The organism is Pollutimonas sp. M17, from assembly GCF_025836975.1.
In the GTDB taxonomy this organism is placed as follows: domain Bacteria; phylum Pseudomonadota; class Gammaproteobacteria; order Burkholderiales; family Burkholderiaceae_B.
This window is the reverse complement of sequence record NZ_CP107548.1, coordinates 582,725-603,269: the sequence shown is the minus strand read 5'-3', so window position 1 is coordinate 603,269 and position 20,545 is coordinate 582,725. Positions and strand designations below refer to the sequence as shown.

The 20,545-nt window shown below is 63.1% G+C and carries 18 protein-coding genes; 7 read left to right on the top strand and 11 right to left on the bottom strand.

The genetic code is table 11. The features are described 5' to 3' along the window. Positions 1-7: 7 nt before the first annotated feature. The 4 genes from OEG81_RS02875 to OEG81_RS02860 are packed head-to-tail and all read right to left on the bottom strand — an operon-like array spanning position 8 to position 3,439. Complete coding sequence (locus OEG81_RS02875) at positions 8-781, bottom strand: ABC transporter permease (protein ID WP_264131226.1); 774 nt, start codon at positions 779-781, stop codon at positions 8-10. After that, complete coding sequence (locus OEG81_RS02870; RefSeq protein ID WP_264131225.1) at positions 778-1,602, bottom strand: ABC transporter permease; 825 nt, start codon at positions 1,600-1,602, stop codon at positions 778-780. Before OEG81_RS02870 ends, OEG81_RS02875 begins: the two co-directional genes overlap by 4 nt. Further along, positions 1,599-2,441: an ABC transporter ATP-binding protein gene (locus OEG81_RS02865; protein WP_264131224.1), complete on the bottom strand. Its 843-nt coding sequence runs from the start codon at positions 2,439-2,441 to the stop codon at positions 1,599-1,601. Before OEG81_RS02865 ends, OEG81_RS02870 begins: the two co-directional genes overlap by 4 nt. An 11-nt stretch (positions 2,442-2,452) precedes the next feature. Next, positions 2,453-3,439, bottom strand: coding sequence for an ABC transporter substrate-binding protein (locus tag OEG81_RS02860; RefSeq protein WP_264131223.1), 987 nt, complete (start codon positions 3,437-3,439; stop codon positions 2,453-2,455). 104 nt (positions 3,440-3,543) lie between these two features. Here OEG81_RS02860 and OEG81_RS02855 point away from each other — a divergent pair, with 104 nt between their 5' ends. Beyond that, positions 3,544-4,290 (top strand): GntR family transcriptional regulator, encoded by a 747-nt coding sequence (locus OEG81_RS02855; RefSeq protein WP_264131222.1) that lies wholly within the window; start codon positions 3,544-3,546, stop codon positions 4,288-4,290. Here the strand turns inward: OEG81_RS02855 and OEG81_RS02850 are convergent. Next, positions 4,287-4,775, bottom strand: a complete 489-nt coding sequence (locus OEG81_RS02850; RefSeq protein ID WP_264131221.1) for a hypothetical protein — start codon at positions 4,773-4,775, stop codon at positions 4,287-4,289. The genes OEG81_RS02855 and OEG81_RS02850 overlap by 4 nt on opposite strands. A 191-nt stretch (positions 4,776-4,966) precedes the next feature. Between OEG81_RS02850 and OEG81_RS02845 the strand changes: the two genes are divergently transcribed. Next, positions 4,967-5,401, top strand: coding sequence for a CopD family copper resistance protein (locus OEG81_RS02845; protein ID WP_264131220.1), 435 nt, complete (start codon positions 4,967-4,969; stop codon positions 5,399-5,401). A 34-nt stretch (positions 5,402-5,435) separates the two neighbouring features. Here OEG81_RS02845 and OEG81_RS02840 read toward each other — a convergent pair whose 3' ends face one another. Next, on the bottom strand, positions 5,436-5,888 hold the full coding sequence (locus OEG81_RS02840) for an Lrp/AsnC family transcriptional regulator (RefSeq protein WP_264131219.1): 453 nt from the start codon (positions 5,886-5,888) through the stop codon (positions 5,436-5,438). A 112-nt stretch (positions 5,889-6,000) separates the two neighbouring features. Between OEG81_RS02840 and OEG81_RS02835 the strand changes: the two genes are divergently transcribed. The 5 genes from OEG81_RS02835 to OEG81_RS02815 all read left to right on the top strand — a co-directional run bounded on the left by OEG81_RS02835 (position 6,001) and on the right by OEG81_RS02815 (position 15,448). Beyond that, positions 6,001-9,483 carry an indolepyruvate ferredoxin oxidoreductase family protein gene (locus OEG81_RS02835; RefSeq protein ID WP_264131218.1) on the top strand — a complete coding sequence of 1,161 codons (3,483 nt, stop codon included), beginning with the start codon at positions 6,001-6,003 and terminating at the stop codon, positions 9,481-9,483. Positions 9,484-9,772: 289 nt separating this feature from the next. Then, a complete protein-coding gene (locus OEG81_RS02830; RefSeq protein WP_264131216.1) occupies positions 9,773-12,694 on the top strand; it encodes a ribonucleoside-diphosphate reductase subunit alpha in 2,922 nt (973 codons plus the stop codon). A gap of 19 nt (positions 12,695-12,713) precedes the next feature. After that, a complete protein-coding gene (locus tag OEG81_RS02825; protein ID WP_264131214.1) occupies positions 12,714-13,880 on the top strand; it encodes a ribonucleotide-diphosphate reductase subunit beta in 1,167 nt (388 codons plus the stop codon). A 155-nt stretch (positions 13,881-14,035) separates the two neighbouring features. Then, positions 14,036-14,701: a histone H1-like DNA-binding protein gene (locus tag OEG81_RS02820; protein ID WP_264131213.1), complete on the top strand. Its 666-nt coding sequence runs from the start codon at positions 14,036-14,038 to the stop codon at positions 14,699-14,701. Between the two features lie 183 nt (positions 14,702-14,884). Next, a complete protein-coding gene (locus OEG81_RS02815) occupies positions 14,885-15,448 on the top strand; it encodes a YggT family protein (RefSeq protein WP_264131212.1) in 564 nt (187 codons plus the stop codon). Between the two features lie 88 nt (positions 15,449-15,536). Here OEG81_RS02815 and OEG81_RS02810 read toward each other — a convergent pair whose 3' ends face one another. The 5 genes from OEG81_RS02810 to accC all read right to left on the bottom strand — a co-directional run bounded on the left by OEG81_RS02810 (position 15,537) and on the right by accC (position 20,544). Then, on the bottom strand, positions 15,537-16,037 hold the full coding sequence (locus tag OEG81_RS02810; RefSeq protein ID WP_264131211.1) for a glycine zipper 2TM domain-containing protein: 501 nt from the start codon (positions 16,035-16,037) through the stop codon (positions 15,537-15,539). A gap of 58 nt (positions 16,038-16,095) precedes the next feature. Next, the gene (locus tag OEG81_RS02805) at positions 16,096-17,037 is read right to left on the bottom strand and encodes a carbohydrate kinase family protein (protein ID WP_264131210.1); all 942 of its coding nucleotides are present in this window, start codon (positions 17,035-17,037) and stop codon (positions 16,096-16,098) included. An 8-nt stretch (positions 17,038-17,045) separates the two neighbouring features. Then, positions 17,046-18,188 (bottom strand): DUF3426 domain-containing protein, encoded by a 1,143-nt coding sequence (locus OEG81_RS02800; protein WP_264131209.1) that lies wholly within the window; start codon positions 18,186-18,188, stop codon positions 17,046-17,048. 23 nt (positions 18,189-18,211) lie between these two features. After that, positions 18,212-19,135, bottom strand: coding sequence for a 50S ribosomal protein L11 methyltransferase (gene prmA / locus OEG81_RS02795; RefSeq protein ID WP_264131208.1), 924 nt, complete (start codon positions 19,133-19,135; stop codon positions 18,212-18,214). Positions 19,136-19,197: 62 nt separating this feature from the next. Then, positions 19,198-20,544, bottom strand: coding sequence for an acetyl-CoA carboxylase biotin carboxylase subunit (accC, locus tag OEG81_RS02790; protein ID WP_264131206.1), 1,347 nt, complete (start codon positions 20,542-20,544; stop codon positions 19,198-19,200). Between the last annotated feature and the right edge of the window lies 1 nt (position 20,545).

The following is a 20,545-nucleotide window of genomic DNA, read 5'->3' as shown; positions in this document are numbered from 1 at the left end:
CTCATCTCTAAGATTGCGTTCCACGCCGTAAATGGCGGTCCCACTGCAGCAAGCCGACGCTGACCACAGTGGCGAATGTAAATAGCATCAAGGCCAGCGCCATGATGGTCGGAGGATTGTTGCGATCGATGGCCAGCATCAGCAAATGGCCTATGCCGCGTTGCGAGGCGAACATTTCGCCCAGCAAGGTGCCCAGCAGGGTCAGGGCGAAGCCTATGCGCAGCCCGGCTACGATTTCGGGCACGGTGGCCGGTATCAGCACGTGCAAGGCGCCCTGCCAGGGGCTAAGCCGATGGCAGCGTATGGAGCGCAGATAGACCGGCTTGATGTTGCGCACCGCCGTCATGGTGAAGATCACGATGGGGATGATGCCGTGTATCACGCCGAAGGCGATCTTGGCCGACAGGCCCAGTCCGAACATCAGCAGGATGATGGGATACAGCGATATCTTGGGTATGGAGTACAAGGCGATCAGTATGGGTTCCATGACGTCGCCCGCCAGCCGGCGCACGCCCAGGACCAGCCCCAGGCAGGTGCCGGCCAGCACGGCGATCAGCAGCGCGGTAAAGAAGGCCTTGCTGGTTTCGATCAGGTGCTGCGGAAAATCCGGCTCGGCGATTTCACGCTGCAACTGCGTCAGGGTGCGGATTGGCCCCGGCAGCACCTCGGTGCCCAGGCCCCAGCTTGCGCCCTGCCATAAAAGCAGTATTCCGGCGACGAGCAGCAGCCCGTCCAGCCAGCGGGTGGGCGGCGCGGCCCCAAGCCTGACGTCCGGATTCATGCCGTCTCCTTCAATACGCGGCGCTGATAAAGCCGCTGCTCGGCCGCATGCAGGATGAGATTGACCATGCCCACGAATATCAGCAACAGCAGCATCAGTCCATACATCGTCTGGTTGTCGAAGTTGTTGTAGGCGAAGGCGATCTGGTAGCCGAAGCCGGTGCCCGACAGCAGGAACTCCCCGCCGATGACGGCAATGAAGGAGTAAACGATGGACAGCTTGATGCCGGTGAATACAAAGGGAAGGCTGGCCGGCAGCTTGATCAGCCATACTTCCTGCACCCGCCCCATGCGCAGCACCCGGGCGGTGCGCAGCAGGACCGGCGGAATGCGCTCCAGCCCGTTCAGGGTGTTCACCGCCATGGCCACCACGGCGAACAGGAAGCCCAGCATGATCAAGGGCCATCTGTTCAAGCCGAACAGGACGATGAGCATGGGGTACAAGACGAAGATCGGCACCGCATAGTACGAAAGCAGCAAAGGGTCCAGCACGCGGCGCAACCTGGGCAGCTTGTACAGCATCAAGCCGAACAGGAAGCCGGTGGAGGTCGCCAGCAGCACCGCCAGCGCGGCCGAGGACAGCGTCATCAGCATGTCGTCCCGGTAGGCTCCATCGAGCAGCAGCTTCCATGCGCTGAGCGCCATTTCAGACGGCGGGATGAAGGAGACAGGATCTATCCATGCCAGGCGGCTGGCCAGCTCAAGCAAAGCCACGGCGACGACGACGAACAGGCAGCGCAGAAGAACGACGCGATGCCTGCGGGCGGCGCCCGCCAAACCCGCACGCCACACCTCGGGCGCGGCCACGGCCGCGGCGCTCATGCCCCCACCCCCAAGGCCTTGAGCGACTCGTTGCGCAGCATGCCCCATATTTGCGATTGCAAGGCGCCGTAGCGCGGATCCATGGCGGTTTCGCTGCCCCGCTCACGGCTCCAGCCCGTTTCGACGATGTCGATGAAGGTGCCGGGGCGCGCCGACATCGTTCCTATGCGATCGGACAGCAATACGGCCTCGTCGATGGAGTGGGTGATCAGCATCACCGTGGAGCCCGTCTCGCGCCAGAGCTTGAGCGTCTCTTCGCCCATCAGCAAGCGGGTCTGCTGATCCAGCGCGCCGAACGGTTCGTCCAGCAGCATCAGGCGCGGACGCAACACCATGGCCCGGGCGATGCATACGCGCTGCCGCATGCCCCCGGACAGCTGCGCCGGGTAGGACCTTGCAAAACCGGCCAGGCCCATGAAGGCCAGCGCATGGTCCACCCTTTCCTTGATTTCATTCTCCGGCAAGCCGTTGTGGCGGGCTCCGAAGGCGGCGTTGTCGAACACGTTCAGCCAGGGGAAGCTGGCATCCTCCTGGAACACCACCGCAACGCCTTCCGGCACCTGCCCCCTGACTTCAGCGCCTTCGAAGTGGACCCGACCTTCGGTGGGCAAACTGAGTCCGGCGACCAGATCAAGCAAGGTCGACTTGCCGCAGCCCGAAGGCCCGACGACGGAGAAGAATTCCCCCCGGCGCAGTTCGAAGGTTACGGGGCCCAGCGCGTGGACGGGCGGCCTGCCGTCGGGTGGGGTGAATACCTTGGTCGCGCCCTCGACGGCGACGTGCGCGTCGGCGCATGTCGCCGGCTCGGACGCGCGGCGGTTCTGTTCCGTCAATGCCATGGTCCCGCCGCCTATTTTTTGCTGCGCTGGTCGGCGGGTAGCAGGCTTTCATCCACGATAGCCGCCCAATCGAACGGCCCCGCTTCGACCGCCTTGACCAGGACCAGGCCCTTGAGCATGCCGTCCATGCCTTCGTAGTCCAGCTTGCCGGTGCTCCAGTAAGTGCCCTTCGCCGACAGGATGTCGTTGATGGCCGACTTGGTGATCTTGGGATCCATCTTGTATTGACGGGCCAGGATGTCGCCCGCCTCGTCCGGGTGCTTCATCAGGTACTCCACCCCTTTGCGGCGCCCTTCGATGATGGACTGGATGACCTTGGGGTTCTTCTTCAGGTAATCGCTGCGGACGACGCCCACCGTCTGCGTCATGTGGGGGATCTCATCCTGAGACCTGAAGACGATCTTGATGTTGTCCTTTTCGCGGCTCAGCACCGGCTCGGTCATGTAGATGACGTCCACGCCGCCTTCGCGCAGGGCGGTATAGGCGGAGCTCAGGCTGCCCACCGTCTTGCGTTCCACGCTGTCCAGCATGCCCCGGTTGGTCAGGGCGATGGTCGACACCATGTCGGTCACCGATTTCGGGCTGCTGTAGCCCAGACGCTTGCCTTTCAGATCCTGAATGGACGACAGCGGCGAATCCTTCATGGCCACCCATACGTTGTCGGCCAGGCTGAGCACTCCGCCATGGACGATGGTCAGCTTGACCCCTTGCTTGATGGCGGCGATGGCCGCCGACAAGGCGACCTCGCCATACGGAATGTCGGATGCCATGGCGTTGCGCACCGTGGTGCCGCCGCCTTGCGAGGTGATGAAACCCGTGACGTCGATGCCGGCGTCCTTGAAAAAACCTTTTTCCATGGCCACGGCAAAGGGCGCGCCATACATGCCGTCCGCCCAGTGGGTGACCGTCAGGTTCACGGCTCCGGCCTGCCCGCCGGCCAGCAGGCCGGCAAGCAGCAGGCCGTTCGCTGCCAATTTCAATAGAGGCTTGAATATCATGTTTGTCTCCTGTTTTATAGGTGTCGTGTATTTTTGTCCTACACTTTTAGATTAAACTATATCCCTATATTTGTCATTAAAATGACCGCGCAATGCAAAACAAAATGAAACCTTCCCGGGCCGCCCCGCCGGAACCCGTGCCGCGCAGCGGCGACACGGTCGAGCGCGTCGCCGCCATCCTGAAAGAACAGATTCTTGAAGGCAGCCTGGCTCCCGGCCAGCGCCTCATTTCGCGGGATCTCATCGAAGAGCTGGGCATCAGCCGCGGCCCGCTGCGCGAAGCCTTCCGCCGCCTGGCCGCCGACAGGCTGATCGAGCTGATCCCGAATCGCGGTGCCGTCGTTCGCCGGCTGTCGCGCACCGAGATCATCCATCTCTTCCAGATACGCGAAGCGCTGGAAGGACAGGCCGCGCGGCTGGCGGCCGAACGCATCGACATCGGCGATAACCGGGCCTATTTCAGCGCCATAGTGAAGCAGGGCCGGCAACATAAAACCCGGCTGGCGATGCAGTCATTCATCGTGCACAACCGGGAGTTCCATCAAGCCATCGTCAAGATGAGCGACAACCTGGAGCTGGCCGAACTGATCGACAGGTATCAACTGGCCGTCTTCATGACGCTGCTGCGCCAGGCGTTGGGCGCCGAGCAGATCATCCGGAGCTCAATAGAGCAGCACGAAGCGATTGCGGCGGCGATCCTGGCCGGCGACGCCGACCAGGCCTATGCCGCCATGCGGCATCACCTGTGGCACTCGGCCAACGGCATGCTGGAGCGCGACGAGCTGAAATCGGCCAGTGCAATCCATGGCAAGGCCGCGGCGCCCCGCAAATCACACCGAGCGGCGGGCTAGAACGGCAGCCGGTATCCGGGCGACATGAGCCGGGCCTTGATGGGAGTGCCGTCGGCGTGGCGCATGGACAGCGACTTGCCGCCCAGGGACGAAACCACATAGCGGTTGGTGTAGATGGGGTCCTTGGTGTCGACCGGAGCGCCATTGGATTGCAGCGTCAGCAGGACCAGCGACTGCCCGCTGTGCGTCCAGCACCCGGTCTCGGACAGGCCCTGCGACGGCTTGCTGCCGCGCTTGAGCTGCTCGGTATAGGCCATGGTGCCGTCGGGATGCAGGGTGAACAAGGTGCGCAATTCGCCCGCCACGCCCTTTTCCTTGCGCACGCTAAGCCAGTTTCCGATCAGGACATCGCCCTGGGCGGCCGCCTGGCAGGCGGGCTGCGGTTCTTCAGGAGGAGGCGGCTTGCTGGGCGCCGCGCAGGCCGCAAGCAATACCGCCGTTGACAAGCCGGCCATGGTGTGCCGGCGGAACAGGAATTCAACCATCTGGACGTCCTTGCAAAACCACAAGCTGCGTGGGGTATCGGCCGCCGCCACGACACCGGCGACCTACAATCGGATCGTTTGGAAGCGGCCGGCATCCGCATCGGATGCCGGCCTTCCACAAAAAAATATTCTACCCGAACCGCCGCCCCGGCCACCCGCCGGCGCTCGTGTAGCCGTGGAGCGCCACCGCCATGAATTACGTCGTCCTGATCACGCTGCATTTATTCGCCGCCTTCATCTTCGTGGGCACCGTATTCTTCGAAGTGCTGATGTTGGAAGGCGTGCGCAAGCATGTACCGCATGAAGCCATGCGCGCCGTCGAAAAGGCGATAGGCCGGCGGGCGCGCCGCATCATGCCCTGGACGCTGCTGGTGCTTTATGGGGCTGGCATCGGCATGGCCTGGCATTACAGGACGGTGCTGGCGCACCCGCTGGACAGCACCTTTGCCACGCTGCTGACGATAAAGATAATCCTGGCGCTGAGCGTGCTGGGCCACTTCATCACCGCCATGGTCCTGGGCGGCAAAGGCCTGCTCAAGACCCGCTACGTACAGCGCATACACATCAGCGTGTTCACGCACATGGTGGGCATCATCCTGCTGGCCAAGACCATGCTCTATCTTTAAGAAGCTCCAGGAAGGCGTCGGCGCGCATGCTTGCCTACAGGGGCAGCCTGATATCGTGCTTGATCTCGCGCAGGGCCACGATGGTCCGGGTCTGGCGCACGCCGGGAAGGTTGAACAGGAAGCGGTGCAGAAAGCTGTCGTAGGCCTCCGGGCTGGGCACGACTATCTTCAGCAGGAAGTCGGCGTCGCCCGTAACGGCATAGCACTCCAGGATTTCGGGCGCGTCGCGCACCGATCGCTCGAAGTTCTCGACGATCTCCGCCGAATGCCGCTCCAGGCTGATCTGCGTGAACATGCAGCCCTGAAGGCCCACTTTGTTGCGATCGACCCGGGCGTAATAGCCCTGGATGACCTGCGCGGCTTCCAGGGCCTTGACCCTGCGCCACACCGGCGCGGCGGACAGCCCCACATGCTCGGACAACTGCTGGGCCGACGATCGCCCCTCGTTTTGCAGCTGCTTCAGGATTTTGATATCGGTTTTATCCATAATCGCCCTATTTTGAAATATTCATTTCAATTACTAGGGATTTTACGCGATGAAATAGCAATAAAAACAGCGGCGGGGCTCTCTATCATGGGTGGGAACAATGGAGTTTTCTATGTCTTCGCCCTCTATCGATACCCAGTACCGCCTGGACGAAAACCTGACCGCGGAATCGGGCCGGATCTTCCTTACCGGCACCCAGGCGCTGGTGCGCCTGCTGCTGTCCCAGCGCCGCGCCGACCGGGCCCGTGGCGTGAATACCGCCGGCTTCGTCACCGGCTATCGCGGCTCTCCGCTGGCCGGCGTCGACTTGGCCATGTGGCGCGCCAAGAAGCCGCTGGACGAGCACCAGATCAGCTTCCTGCCCTCCATCAATGAAGACCTGGGCGCCACCATCGTCATGGGCACGCAGCAGGCCGGGGTGCGTGAGGACAAGACCGTGGATGGCGTGTTCGCCATGTGGTACGGCAAGGGCCCCGGCGTGGATCGCGCCGGCGATGCATTGCACCACGGCAATGCGGCCGGCGCCTCGAAAGATGGCGGCGTGCTGCTGATCGTGGGCGACGACCACACCGCCGCCTCCTCGTCCATTCCGCATGCCAGCGAAAACTCGCTGCTGGCCTGGGGCATACCCATCGTGCATCCCGCCTCGGTCGAGGAATATGAGCTGTTCGGCCGGTGGGGCTGGGCGTTGTCGCGCTATAGCGGCGCCTGGGTCGCCTTCAAGGCCGTGACCGAAACCGTGGAGAGCGGCCGCTCGTTCACGCTGCAGCCCATGCCGGATTTCAGCGTGCCCGACGGCGACCCGCAGCAAGGCGCCCTGGAATACAGTGCGCGGGAATTCCTGACGCCGGGTATTGAAAACCGTATCGCCGCCCGCCTGGAGTCGGTCAAGGCGTTCTCGCGCCTGCATTCCCTGGACCGGCTGGCGGATCCGGCTCCCGGCGCCCGGCTGGGCATCGTCACCACGGGCAAAGCCTACCTGGATACGCAGGATGCGCTTGCGCATCTGGCCCGGTCCGGCCATGCCCTGCCCGCATTGCGCCACTACAAGATAGGCCTTAGCTGGCCCATGGACGAGCCGGGCTTCCTGCGGTTCGCACAAGGGCTGGATCACATCCTGGTCATCGAGGAAAAGGCGCCGGTCATCGAGAACCAGATCAAGGATATGCTGTTCAACCAGGCGGTCCGCCCCAGCGTCGCCGGCAAGCGCGACCTGGAAAACGAAGCGCTGGTGCCCAAAGAGGGGCAGTTGCGCCCCGCTCTGGTCGCCGGCGCGCTGCGACGCTGGCTGCGCCAGGCGGCCGGTCTGCGCATGCCCGAGGCGGCGGGTTGCGCGCTGGAGGCCGACATCGGCGCCATGCCCGCGACGTTGACGCGGCGCCCCTATTTCTGTTCGGGCTGTCCGCACAATACCTCGACCAAGGTGCCCGAGGGCAGCCAGGCGCTGGCCGGTGTCGGCTGCCACTACATGGCGACCTGGATGGACCGCGAAACCAGCGGACTGACGCAGATGGGCGGCGAAGGCAGCGACTGGATCGGCCTGTCGCGCTACACACGCATGCCGCATGTGTTCCAGAACATGGGCGAAGGCACGTATTTTCATTCGGGCTACCTGGCCATCCGGCAAGCGGTCGCGGCCAAGGCCAACATCACCTACAAGATCCTGTTCAACGACGCGGTGGCCATGACCGGAGGCCAGCCGGTCGACGGCACGCTTTCCGTTCCGCAAATCTGCCAGCAGATGCTGGGCGAGGGCGTGAAACGCGTCGTCGTCACCACCGACGAACCGGAAAAATACCGCGGCGTGCGCCTGGCCGAAGGCGTGACCGTGCACGACAGGCACGAGCTGGACGCCCTGCAGCGCGAGCTGCGTGAAATCCCGGGCGTGACCGTGCTCATCCACGACCAGGCCTGCGCCGCTGAAAAACGCAGGCGCCGCAAGAAAAACGCCCTTCCCGACCCGGCACGCCGCCTGTTCATCAACACCGCCGTGTGTGAAGGCTGCGGCGACTGCGGCACCCAGTCCAACTGCCTGTCGCTGACGCCGGTGGAAACCCCTTTCGGCCGCAAGCGGGCCATCGACCAGTCCAGCTGCAACAAGGACTATTCCTGCGTCGACGGCTTCTGCCCCAGCTTTGTCTCGGTGCTGGGCGGGACGCCGCGCAAGGCGGCGAACACGGCGCCGGCCGATAGGCAGCGCCTGCGGGAACTGATCGCTCAATTGCCCGCGCCGGCTTTCACGGAGCGCAAAGGCGACTGCAATATATTGGTGGCCGGCATAGGCGGCACGGGGGTGGTCACCGTCGGCGCCATCCTGGCTATGGCCGCCCACCTGGAAGGCCGCGCGGCCTCGGTGCTGGAAATCACTGGCCTGGCGCAAAAGGGCGGCGCGGTGATCAGCCACATACGGCTGTCCGACAGCGCGGAGCCCACCGGCGCCGTGCGTATCGATGCCGGGCAGGCCGACGTGGCCATCCTGTGCGATACCGTCGCCGCGGCCAAACCTGAAACCCTGCAGGCCCTGCGCCACGGCCATAGCCGGGCCATCGTCAACACCTACCTGGCGCCGACGTCGGAATTCACCCGGGATCCGCAGGTGGACCTGGACCCGCGCCCGCTGGTCGACGCCCTGCGCGCCGCCGCCGGCGCATCGAACACCCGGGAACTGGATGCCCATGCCCTGGCCACCCGCTATTTCGGCGACAGCATTCTGGCCAACATGCTGATGCTGGGTTACGCCTGGCAAGGCGGCGGCATCCCGCTGGACGAGGAAGCCATCCTGCATGCGCTCGGCCTGAACGGGGTGGCGGTGCAGGCCAACCAGGAAGCCTTCCGCCTGGGCCGGCTTGCCGCCGCCCAGCCGCAGGCGCTGCAGCCGGCCCGGGCGGAGAAGCCGGTGGTCATCCACATGCCCGAATCGCTGGACGCGGTCGTGGAACGCTGCCGCGCATCGCTGGCCGCCTATCAGGATGAGCGCTACGCCCGCCGATACACCCAGCTGGTGGACAAGGTGCTGGCCGCGGAACGCGCCCTGCATCCGGATGGCCGGCCGCGCCTGGCCATCCGGGTCGCCCGCTCCCTGCACAAGCTCATGGCCTACAAGGATGAATACGAGGTGGCCCGCCTGTACACCAACGGCGACTTCCGCAAGGAACTGGCCGAGAAGTTCGAGGGCGACTACACCCTGCAATTCCACCTGGCCCCCCCGCTGCTGGCACGGCGCGATCCTCGGACAGGCATTCCGCGCAAGATGACCTTCGGCCCCGGTATGGAAACGGCGTTCCGCCTGCTGGCCCGCTGCCGGAAAGTGCGGGGCACCTGGCTGGATGTATTTTCGTACAGCGGCGAGCGCAAAATGGAGCGACGGCTCATAGAAGAGTACCGGCAGGCCGTCCTGTCCATGCTGGAAAACCTGAACGAGGACAACTTCCACGCAGCGCTGGAACTGGCCGAACTGCCGCAGACGATACGGGGCTTCGGACACGTGAAGCTGGCCAACGTCCACGCGTATCGGGAAAGGCTGGAACAGTTGCAAACGGCGCCCGGCCGCCCTGTCATGAAAGTTAACAATATTTTTTTCCGGGCGCACGCCTGATCGGCAAACCGGCGCTACGCCAAGCCGGCCGGGGCCTCGCATGGCGGGGCCCCGGCCTTTTGGGTGAAGCAAGCATAAAAAATTAAAAATACAAGCCCTTGCCTACCCCTTGTTCGCTCACTACAATTAGTGCTCGATAAAAACAAGACCACAACATATTGTGGTTTAATCGCCCCGAAACGATTTTCACCACATACCGCGCCCTGACGCGCGGCGTGCAGTCCACCCACATAGAAAACGCTGTTCAACGTGCATCAAACCGTACGTTTTTCTTGTCCCAGGAGCATTCATGCAAACCACACAGATCGCTGATTCCAGGCCCGACGCCGCCCCTCGCGGCGCCCCTGTTTCCGCCACGCCCGATAGCGGCAGCCAATGGGAAAACTTTCACATCATCCGGCGCAACGGCGCGGTCGTGGGCTTCGAGCCCAGCAAGATCGCCATCGCCATGACGAAGGCCTTCCTGGCCGTCAATGGCGGCCAGGGCGCCGCGTCGGCACGAATCCGCGAGCTGGTCGAAACCCTGACCGCCCAGGCCGTCAATGCCCTGGTGCGCAACCGTCCCAGCGGCGGCACTTTCCATATAGAAGAAATCCAGGACCAGGTCGAACTGGCGCTGATGCGCTCCGGCGAACACGACGTCGCCCGAGCCTATGTGCTGTATCGCGAAAAACGCTCGCAAGAACGCGCCCGCAGCGTGCCGGCCCAGCCCGCCGCCGAGCAGAGCAGCCTTAACGTGACCGACAACGGCATCAAGCGCCCCCTGGACCTGGCCAAGCTGCGCGCCACCATCGCCGAGGCCGGCCAGAACCTGCCTCAGGCCATCGACGTCGACGCCATCCTGAAGGAAACGGTCAAGAACATCTACGACGGCATCCCCGTCGACGAAGTCTTCAAGTCCGCCATCCTGTCGGCCCGCGCCATGGTCGAGACCGATCCTTCGTACAGCCAGGTCACCGCCAGGCTGCTGCTGCATACGATCCGCAAGGAAGTCCTGGGCGAGGAAGTCTCCCAAACCGAGATGAGCACCCGCTACGGCGAGTACTTTCCCCTCTTCATCAAGACCGGCATCGAAGGCGGCCTGCTCGACGAAAAGCTTTCCCAGTTCGACCTGCCCAAGCTGGGCGCCGCGCTGAAGGCCGATCGCGACCAGCAGTTCAACTACCTGGGCCTGCAAACCCTGTACGACCGCTACTTCCTGCACCTGCGCGGCCGCCGCATCGAGCTGCCGCAGGTATTCTTCATGCGCGTGGCCATGGGCCTGGCGCTCAATGAAATCGACCGCGAAGCACGCGCCATCGAGTTCTACGAAGTGCTGTCCTCCTTCGACTTCATGAGCTCGACCCCCACCCTGTTCAACTCGGGCACCCTGCACTCGCAACTGTCGTCCTGCTACCTCACGACCGTATCCGACGACCTGGCCGGAATCTACGACGCCATCAAGGAAAACGCGCTGCTGGCCAAGTACGCCGGCGGCCTGGGCAACGACTGGACGCCCGTGCGCGCCCTGCGCAGCCACATCAAGGGCACCAACGGCGAGAGCCAGGGCGTCGTCCCCTTCCTCAAAGTGGTCAACGACACCGCCGTCGCGGTCAACCAGGGCGGCAAGCGCAAGGGCGCGGTATGCGCCTACCTGGAAAGCTGGCACCTGGACATCGAGGAATTCCTGGAACTGCGCAAGAACACCGGCGACGAGCGCCGCCGCACGCACGACATGAACACGGCCAACTGGATTCCCGATCTGTTCATGAAGCGCGTCATGGAGAACGGCGAATGGACCCTGTTCTCGCCCTCCGACGCGCCCGACCTGCACGACAAGTACGGCCGCGATTTCGAAGCCGCCTACCTGGGCTACGAAGACAAGGTGGCGCGCGGCGAAATGCCCCTGTACAAGAAGATTCCCGCCATGTCGCTGTGGCGCAAGATGCTGTCCATGCTGTTCGAAACCGGCCACCCCTGGATCACCTTCAAGGATCCTTGCAACATCCGTTCGCCGCAGCAGCATGTGGGCGTCGTGCACAGCTCCAACCTGTGCACCGAGATCACGCTCAATACCAACGACTCCGAGATCGCCGTCTGCAACCTGGGTTCGGTCAACCTGGCCGCCCACCTGAAGCAGGACGCCAATGGCCGGTACGTGCTCGATCACGAAAAGCTCGAGCGCACCATTACCATCGCCATGCGCATGCTCGACAACGTCATCGACATCAACTACTACGCCGTGCCCAAGGCGCGCAATTCCAACGTGCGCCACCGCCCGGTCGGCATGGGCGTGATGGGGTTCCAGGACTGCCTGCACATGATGCGCGTGCCGTTCGCCTCTGATGCCGCCATCGAATTCTCCGACCGCTCCATGGAGGCCACCTGCTACTACGCCTACTGGGCGTCCAGCAAGCTGGCGGCCGAGCGCGGCCATTACGCCAGCTTCAAGGGTTCGCTGTGGGATCGCGGCATCCTGCCGCAAGACACGCTGGCCTTGCTGCGCGAAGAGCGCGGCGGCTATGTCGAGGTGGACGACAGCAGCACGCTGGACTGGGATTCGCTGCGCGCCCACATCGCCCAGTACGGCATGCGCAACTCCAATTGCGTGGCCATCGCCCCCACGGCCACCATCTCGAACATCATCGGCGTCTCGCCGTGCATCGAGCCCAACTACCGCAACCTGTACGTGAAGTCCAACCTGTCGGGCGAGTTCACCGTGGTCAACGACCACCTGGTGCGCGACCTGAAGGAACGCAATCTGTGGGACGAAGTCATGGTCGCCGACCTGAAATACTTCGACGGCAGCCTGGCGCGCATCGACCGCATCCCCGACGACCTGCGCAAGCTTTATGCCACCGCCTTCGAAGTCGATCCGACCTGGGTGGTCGAATGCGCGGCGCGGCGCTCCAAATGGATAGACCAGGCGCAATCGCTCAACATCTTCATGTCCGGCGTTTCGGGCAAGAAGCTGGACGACATCTACAAGCTGGCCTGGGTGCGCGGGCTGAAGACCACGTACTACCTGCGCTCCATCGGCGCGACCAACGCCGAGAAATCCACCGGCCGAGGCGGCGAACTCAATGCCGTTTCCATGAGCGAATCCGCCCCCGTTGCCGCCGCGGCGGCAGCCCCCGCAGTCGCGGCGCTGCCCGAAGCGGAAATCGTGGGTGCCGTATGCACCATGCGCCCCGGCGACGAAGGCTTCGAAGAATGCGAAGCCTGCCAATAACCAGATACAGGGAACCACTATGCTGAATTGGGAAGACACTCCGGCCACGCCGGCCGGCAACACAGCCTCCGACAACGCCGGCACCGGCGCCCCGCGCGCCGCCGCGCAAAGCCAGGCCGACAATGCCATGGCGGCGCCCGCCGCGTCCTCCGCCGCGGCCGATACGGGCGGACGCGTGCGCGCCGCCGACAAGCGCATCATCAACGGCAAGACCGACGTCAACCAGCTGGTGCCGTTCAAGTACAAGTGGGCCTGGGAAAAATACCTGGCCACTTGCGCGAACCACTGGATGCCGCAGGAAATCAACATGTCGCGCGACATCTCGCTCTGGAAGAACCCCAATGGCCTGACCGAGGACGAGCGCCGCATCGTCAAGCGCAACCTGGGCTTCTTCGTGACCGCCGATTCGCTTGCCGCCAACAACATCGTGCTGGGCACATACCGGCATATCACTGCGCCGGAATGCCGCCAGTTCCTGCTGCGCCAGGCCTTCGAAGAAGCCATACACACCCACGCCTATCAGTACATCGTCGAAAGCCTGGACCTGGATGAGGCCGAGATCTTCAACGCCTACAACGAAGTTCCATCCATACGCGCAAAAGACGAATTTCTGATTCCCTTCATCGATGCGATCGCCGATCCCAACTTCCAGACAGGCACACCGCAAGCGGATCAGACGCTGCTCAAATCGCTCATCGTTTTCGCCTGCCTGATGGAAGGTCTGTTCTTTTATGTTGGTTTTACGCAAATACTTGCATTGGGTCGCCAAAATAAAATGACGGGCGCCGCCGAGCAGTACATGTACATCTTGCGCGACGAATCCATGCACTGCAATTTCGGCATCGACCTGATCAACACGATCAAACTCGAGAACCCGCATTTGTGGACGGCCGAGTTCCGCGAAGAGCTGCGCGAATTGTTCCGACAGGCTGTAGACCTTGAATATGCTTACGCTGAGGACACCATGCCGCGCGGCGTGCTCGGTTTGAACGCGTCGATGTTCAAGTCATATTTGCGTTTCATCGCCAATCGGCGCTGCCAGCAAATCGGTCTTGAACCGCTGTTCGCGCAAGAAGAAAATCCATTCCCATGGATGGCCGAGATGATCGACTTGAAGAAAGAACGCAACTTTTTTGAGACACGAGTCATCGAATATCAGACCGGCGGAGCATTAAGCTGGGAATAATGCTTGGAAGACAGAGGAAGCTTACGTTAGACTCTAGGCGTGCAAGTACCTAGTGCTTGCACGCTTGCGCCATTTGAGATGGGTCGCACCCTTTTAGTGGGGGCCATATCAAATGGGTGGACGTTCTCTTCGACTCGATCTCAAGGAGCATTACTATGGCAACAGCCAAAAAGGCCGCAAAGAAAGCGGCTACCAAAAAAGCTGCACCCGCCAAGAAGGCAACACCCGCTAAAAAAGTCGCTGTAAAGAAACCCGTAACCGCTAAAAAAGCAGCACCCGCCAAAAAGGCTGTCGCTAAAAAGGCTGTCGCCAAAAAAACCGTAGCCAAGAAAGCAGCGCCCGCCAAAAAGGCAGCAAGCAAAACCGCCGTCAAAAAGACGGTCGCAAAAAAAGCCGTAGCCAAGAAGGCAGTCGCCAAGAAAGCCGTTGCTAAAAAAGCAGTGGCCAAAAAGACCGTAGCGAAGAAAGCCGTCGCCAAAAAAGCGCCCGCCAAGAAAGTCGCCGCCAAGAAGACGGTAGCCAAAAAGGCTGTCGCCAAGAAAGCGGTAGCAAAGAAGGCGCCCGCCAAGAAGGCCGTGGCAAAGAAAGCAGTCGCCAAGAAAGCAGCCGCTAAAAAAGCGCCCGCCAAGAAAGCGGCGCCTGCCAAAAAGGCCGCAAGCAAGGCTCCCGCAAAAAAAGCGCCCGCTAAAAAAGCAGCGCCCAAAAAAGCCAGCGTGAAGACAGCGGCCCAAGCCGCCAAGGCGGCAACGCCGGCGCCGGCCGCCAAGAAAACCGTCAACCCGGCCGCATCGTGGCCCTTCCCTACCGGCGGCCGTCCTTAAGGCTGCCCTTGCCGTCCGCCCGCGCGGACGGCATAGGGATGCGTTGTCAGTAGCATCGCAGTACCCGGCTGCCCGACTCGTTCGGGCAGTTTTCATGTCCGCTGCGCTTTCGTTTCGGGGCATCTTCCGCCGGCAAGCCCAGCGTGCGACAATGGCGCTTCTGAAATCACACGTAGCCCCGCCATGTTCAGCGAAGCCCTGCATTTCATCATCAATATCGTCTTTTCACTCTTCGGTATTGCACTGATCATCCGCGCGTGGATCCACGCCATACGCCTGCACCCCTTCAATCCTTATTCCCAGGCCGTGCTGCGCGTCACCGACTGGCTGGTTCAACCCATACGCAAAGTGGTGTCGCCGGGCAACCGCATCGACTGGCCCAGCCTGATCGCCTGCTGGCTGACCGCCCTCGTCTTCCTGCTTCTGACATGGTGGGTGCTCACGGGGCAGTTGCCGCTGATCGAAAGCCTGCTGCCGGCCTTGCTGGCGGCCGTGTTCACCGTCCTCAAGTGGGCGTTCAACGTCATACTATGGATCACGCTCATACAGGCGGTCCTTTCGTGGGTGAATCCGCTGGCGCCCATCATGCCGGTGCTGCACACCCTTACCGCTCCCCTGCTCGATCCCATACGGCGCGTTCTTCCCCATCTTGGCGGCCTGGATCTCTCGCCGCTGGTGCTGCTGGTCATCGCGCAGGTGGCCATGATGTTCCTGCAGCATTTTGCCTTCAGGCTGTTCGGCGTCTGACGGGGATGCATGAAAAAAAGGGGCCGATACGCAGGTATCGGCCCCTTTGCTTTTGTTCGTGCCGCGCGGTGTCGCGGCGCGAACGGCATTACATGGGAACGACGCGTGTGGGGCCGTTGCCACTGATGAGGCGAACCCGCTGCCCCGCCGAAATGGCGACGTCGGCCGCCTGGGCGATGACCCGGGTTTCGCCGTTGTCCAGGCGGACCGTGATTTCCAGGCCATTGGTTTTCCCGACCTGGTTTTCGACCGCATTGCCGGCCACTGCGCCGAGTATGCCACCGCCTATGGTAGCCAGCACATTGCCCCTGCCTCCGCCTATGGCGCTGCCCGCCACGCCGCCCAGGGCGCCGCCGGCCAGCACGCCGGCGCCGCTGCTGCGATCTTTCTGGATGGTGACGCTGCGGACGGACTCGACGGTTCCGGTGCGCACGACTTGCTCGCGCTGTGCCTGACCGTAGCTGTATACCGACGACGATGCGCTATCGTTGGCGCAACCGGCCAACACGGCCAGCGAGCCCAGCAGAGCGACGGCGGCCAGGGTACGGACCGAACGCGTGCCTGGGAACTGTGTATGAACTGAACTCATGGAATAACTCCTTTAAAACAGGGTGCCGGACCTTGGGCGACAAGGATTTGACAGCCATTCAACCCAACAGGTTCACGCCATAGCGCCGATCGAGGACGGCGCCGATCTCGGCACGGGTCGGGCGATGATTCTGGGGGCCCCTTGAACCGATTTTAAAGCTCCCCATCACGTTCGCCAAGCGGCATGCATCCACCAGCGTCCATTTCTGGGTGAGCCCATACAGCAGGCCGGCGCGATGCGCGTCGCCGCAACCGGTGGGGTCGACCACGTGTTCGGCCTTGACGGGCTCGATATGGGTTTCCTCGCCATCGGCGTACAGCGTCGCGCCTTCCGCGCCGCGCGTCACGACGACGGCCTGCATGGACTGCGCGATATCATGCATGCTGCGCCCGGTGCGCTGCTCGACGATGCTGGCCTCGTAGTCGTTGGCCGTCAGCACCTTGGCCAGTTTCAGCATTTCGTTGATGTCGTCGCCCGAGAACAGCGGCATGGCCTGGCCCAGGTCGAAGATGAATGGAATGCCTTGCGCATGCAGGCGGCGGGCATGGGCGAACATGCCGTCCTTGGCGTCGGGCGCCACGATGGCCCATGCCGCCTCGCGGCCGCTCAAGTCGTTCTCGGCCGAGCGCATCATGGCGCCGGGGTGAAACGATGCGATCTGGTTGTTGTCCAGGTCGGTGGTAATGAAGCACTGCGGGGTGTACGTATCGGCCAGCACGCGTATCAGGCTGGTGTCTATGCCCAGCTGCTGCATATAGACGATGTAGTCGGCCGCATCGGCGCCGACCGTGCCCACCGGCACCGGATTGCCGCCCAGCAGGCGCAGGTTATAAGCGATATTGCCCGCGCAGCCGCCATACTCCTTGCGCATCGTGGGTACAAAAAAGGACACGCTGAGCGATTGAATGTTGTCGGCCAGGATATGGTCCTTGAAATGCCCTTCGAACACAGCGATGGTGTCGAAGGCCACCGATCCGCAAATCAAAACCTTGTCAGACATTGCAATCCCTATTGAAAAAATTTGTCTAATTTATACCCATTGATCTTCAGGCCATTGAGCGCGATGGGAACGCTTATGGACGCTTCGCTGCCCCCCGGAAAGGGCTGGCCAAGCACATCAGGCGCCAGATAGCTTTCCGGCGTCAGGTTCTTGCGCACGATCAGTGTGCCCGAAAAATCCGTCAGGTCCAGCACCAGGGTCGGCCACTCCTGGGCCTTGTCGTAGGTGTTGCGCAACGTGACCTGCAAGACCATGCTGTCCGGGTTCTTCGCATTGCCGGCGACGGCGGCGCCATCGGCGGCGGCGCCATCGGCGGCGGCGGCCGAACCCGAGCGCAAGGACGAGCTCATGATCGAAATCGCATCGATCCGCCGCGCGTAGGGGACCTTGCAGTTCCATGACGCGCAAGCACGCTCCAGGACGGGCCGGAGGAAAGCGGCCTGATTGGCGACCTGCGCCCGATAGACATAGGCCAGCTGGGCCAGCAACAGGACCAACCCGGCGACGAGCAGCGTGGCCCATATGATGCGGCCCAGGCGGCCGGGCGACATATCGTCGTCCAGGAAGGCCGGCGGCGCCGGCTCCAGGCCCGATGCCGGGTGGCGGGGCTCGACATAGATCTGCGCGGCGAGCCCGTCGTCGCGCCGCCGTATCGGCGGCAGATCCACGGCCGTTTCCGTGACCGGACTCGCCGGGGCCTGTGCCCGGCCGATCACCGGCTCGGCTTTGGGCGCGGAGGGAGCCAGGGGTTCGCCGACGCGAAAGACGGGATCCTGGCGCGCCGGACCGCGGCCCGCGTCGCGACCGGCGGAAATCGTGAACGGGTCGCCGGTCCGGCTGCGTGGAACGGGCGCATCGACCGATACGGTATGGCCCGGCGCGTGTGCGGGCAAGATCGGCTCCGGCACGTCAGGCTCGGGCCCACTTGGGGCGGGCATGCTCGGGACGGGCGCCGGGCGCTGCCGGATGACATGGGGTGCAGCCGCTTCCTGTTGCGTCTGCGCGGGAGAAGCCGGCGATACCACGGCTTCGTAGCCGTCGAAGATATGGGCGCAATTGACGCAGCGAATATAGCCCTTGCGCAGCTGCAGCTGCTGCAGGCTAGCCGAAAACGTTGTGCCGCATTGCGGGCAGCGCGTGGTCAAATCCATATGCGTAAAATCGTTCCAGGCCGCTAGGCGGGACGTTGGCCATGCAGGCAGACCCAGCCTTCACGGGCTTGCCACACCTTCATTTCGATCCAGGGAGCATAGGCTCCGGCAACCTCTTGTGCCTGGCGCTCCAGCACGCCCGACAAGACCAGGTGCCCGCCCGGAGCCACCCGATTGGCCAGCATGGGCGCGAGCACCTTCAGGGGATTCGACAGAATGTTGGCCACCACCAGCTGGAACTGCCCATCGGGAAGCCCGTCGGGCAGCATGGCTTCCAGTTCCACCCCATTGACCCTGGCATTGTAGCGGGTCGATTGCACCGCCTGCTCGTCGATGTCCACGGCCAGAGTAGCACCGGCTCCAAGCATCCTGGCGGCAATGGCCAAAATACCCGATCCGCAACCGTAGTCCAGCACCGTCTTCGCGCCTTCCACATGGGCGTCCAGCCATTGCAGGCACAGATGCGTGGTGGGATGGCTGCCGGTGCCGAAGGCCAGGCCGGGATCCAGTTCGATGCGGACCAGCCCGTCGGCCGCCCCCTTATGCGCAACGGGCACATCGGGATTGCCGCGATGCCAGCTGGGCACGATCCAGATCCGTCCGCCCACCTGTATGGGCTGGAACTGCGCCTGGGTCAGGCGCACCCAGTCGGCATCGGGAACATCGCGCAGCGTCCAATCCCCATCGCGATAATCGGCGGTGCCCGATTCCCGCAGTTGCTCCATAATCTGTCCGGGGTCCAGGCCGTCGGGCAGCAGCGCCACGACGCGGTTGTTGTGCCATGCCTGCACATCGGGTTCAAGTCCTGGTTCGCCGAAAAGAGGCCGCTCGGCGTCAGTGTCGCCATCGGCGTCCTCGACCGACACCGACAATACGCCCGCTTCGATCAAGGCGTCCGACAGCGCCTCGGCCTGTGCCTCGGGGCAGATGAGCACGAGTTCGCGCATAGTTCATTCCATTGGTAAAACAGGGGCAGCGCCCCTGTTCGTCGAGCAGGCGGCCGCGCGGCCTAGGGCCGTTGCGACAGCTTGTGTTCCAGGTAATGGATGCTGGTGCCGCCTTCGACGAAGCGCGCATCCTGCATCAGTTCGCGATGCAGCGGGATATTGGTCTGCACGCCTTCGACGATCATTTCCGACAGGGCGATTTCCATGCGCGCAATCGCCTGCTGGCGCGTGTCGCCATAGGTGATGAGCTTGGCGATCATGGAATCGTAGTTGGGCGGCACGGTATAGCCTGCGAACACGTGCGAGTCCATGCGCACGCCTGGGCCGCCGGGTGTGTGCCAGTTGGTGATGCGGCCCGGGCTGGGCGTGAACTTGAACGGGTCTTCGGCGTTGATCCGGCATTCGATCGAATGGCCCTTGAGCTGCACGTCGCGCTGGCGCAGCGTGAACTTCTCGCCGGCGGCGATCAGGATCTGCTGCTGCACCAGGTCGATGCCGGTGATCATTTCGGTGATGGTGTGCTCGACCTGGATGCGGGTGTTCATCTCGATGAAGAAGAACTCGCCGTTTTCGTACAGGAATTCGAAGGTGCCGGCGCCGCGGTAATTCATCTTGCGGCAGGCTTCCGCGCAGCGCTCGCCGATGCGTTCGATCAGGCGGCGCGCAATGCCCGGCGCGGGGGCTTCTTCGATGACTTTCTGGTGGCGCCGCTGCATGGAGCAATCGCGCTCGCCCAGCCAGATGGCATTGCGTCCGCCGTCGGCCAGCACCTGGATCTCGATATGGCGGGGATTCTCCAGGAATTTTTCCAGGTAGACTTCCGGATTGTTGAACGCCGCGCCCGCCTCGTTGCGGGTCATGGCGACCGCGTTCAGCAATGCCGCTTCGGTATACACCACGCGCATGCCGCGCCCGCCGCCGCCGCCGGCCGCCTTGATGATGACGGGATAGCCCACTTCGCGCGCAATGCGCATGATTTCCTGGGGGTCCTCGGGCAGCGCGCCTTCGGAGCCCGGCACCACGGGCACGCCGGCCTCGATCATGGCCTGCTTGGCGCACACCTTGTCGCCCATGGTGCGAATGGATTCCGGACGGGGGCCGATGAAGACGAAGCCGCTTTTCTCGACCCGCTCGGCGAAGTCCGCGTTTTCAGCCAGGAAGCCGTATCCGGGATGTATGGCTTCGGAGTCGGTGACTTCGGCGGCCGAAATGAGCGCGGGCATGTTCAGGTAGCTGTCGCGTGCCGGCGCCGGTCCGATGCAGACCGATTCGTCGGACAGGCGGACGTACTTGGCGTCGCGGTCGGCTTCGGAATGCACCACCACGGTCTTGATGCCAAGCTCGCGGCATGCGCGCTGGATGCGCAGAGCGATCTCGCCCCGGTTGGCAATGAGGATTTTTTCGAACATG

What these genes read in the sequence shown, in the direction of transcription:
- OEG81_RS02820 (WP_264131213.1), top strand. Translation starts at nt 14,036, where the DNA reads ATGGCAACAGCCAAAAAGGCCGCAAAGAAAGCGGCTACCAAAAAAGCT.
- OEG81_RS02860 (WP_264131223.1), bottom strand. Translation starts at nt 3,439, where the DNA reads ATGATATTCAAGCCTCTATTGAAATTGGCAGCGAACGGCCTGCTGCTT.
- prmA (WP_264131208.1), bottom strand. Translation starts at nt 19,135, where the DNA reads ATGCGCGAACTCGTGCTCATCTGCCCCGAGGCACAGGCCGAGGCGCTG.
- OEG81_RS02850 (WP_264131221.1), bottom strand. Translation starts at nt 4,775, where the DNA reads ATGGTTGAATTCCTGTTCCGCCGGCACACCATGGCCGGCTTGTCAACG.
- OEG81_RS02805 (WP_264131210.1), bottom strand. Translation starts at nt 17,037, where the DNA reads ATGTCTGACAAGGTTTTGATTTGCGGATCGGTGGCCTTCGACACCATC.
- OEG81_RS02855 (WP_264131222.1), top strand. Translation starts at nt 3,544, where the DNA reads ATGAAACCTTCCCGGGCCGCCCCGCCGGAACCCGTGCCGCGCAGCGGC.
- OEG81_RS02870 (WP_264131225.1), bottom strand. Translation starts at nt 1,602, where the DNA reads ATGAGCGCCGCGGCCGTGGCCGCGCCCGAGGTGTGGCGTGCGGGTTTG.
- OEG81_RS02865 (WP_264131224.1), bottom strand. Translation starts at nt 2,441, where the DNA reads ATGGCATTGACGGAACAGAACCGCCGCGCGTCCGAGCCGGCGACATGC.
- OEG81_RS02810 (WP_264131211.1), bottom strand. Translation starts at nt 16,037, where the DNA reads ATGAGTTCAGTTCATACACAGTTCCCAGGCACGCGTTCGGTCCGTACC.
- OEG81_RS02835 (WP_264131218.1), top strand. Translation starts at nt 6,001, where the DNA reads ATGTCTTCGCCCTCTATCGATACCCAGTACCGCCTGGACGAAAACCTG.
- OEG81_RS02845 (WP_264131220.1), top strand. Translation starts at nt 4,967, where the DNA reads ATGAATTACGTCGTCCTGATCACGCTGCATTTATTCGCCGCCTTCATC.
- accC (WP_264131206.1), bottom strand. Translation starts at nt 20,544, where the DNA reads ATGTTCGAAAAAATCCTCATTGCCAACCGGGGCGAGATCGCTCTGCGC.
- OEG81_RS02800 (WP_264131209.1), bottom strand. Translation starts at nt 18,188, where the DNA reads ATGGATTTGACCACGCGCTGCCCGCAATGCGGCACAACGTTTTCGGCT.
- OEG81_RS02840 (WP_264131219.1), bottom strand. Translation starts at nt 5,888, where the DNA reads ATGGATAAAACCGATATCAAAATCCTGAAGCAGCTGCAAAACGAGGGG.
- OEG81_RS02825 (WP_264131214.1), top strand. Translation starts at nt 12,714, where the DNA reads ATGCTGAATTGGGAAGACACTCCGGCCACGCCGGCCGGCAACACAGCC.
- OEG81_RS02875 (WP_264131226.1), bottom strand. Translation starts at nt 781, where the DNA reads ATGAATCCGGACGTCAGGCTTGGGGCCGCGCCGCCCACCCGCTGGCTG.
- OEG81_RS02815 (WP_264131212.1), top strand. Translation starts at nt 14,885, where the DNA reads ATGTTCAGCGAAGCCCTGCATTTCATCATCAATATCGTCTTTTCACTC.
- OEG81_RS02830 (WP_264131216.1), top strand. Translation starts at nt 9,773, where the DNA reads ATGCAAACCACACAGATCGCTGATTCCAGGCCCGACGCCGCCCCTCGC.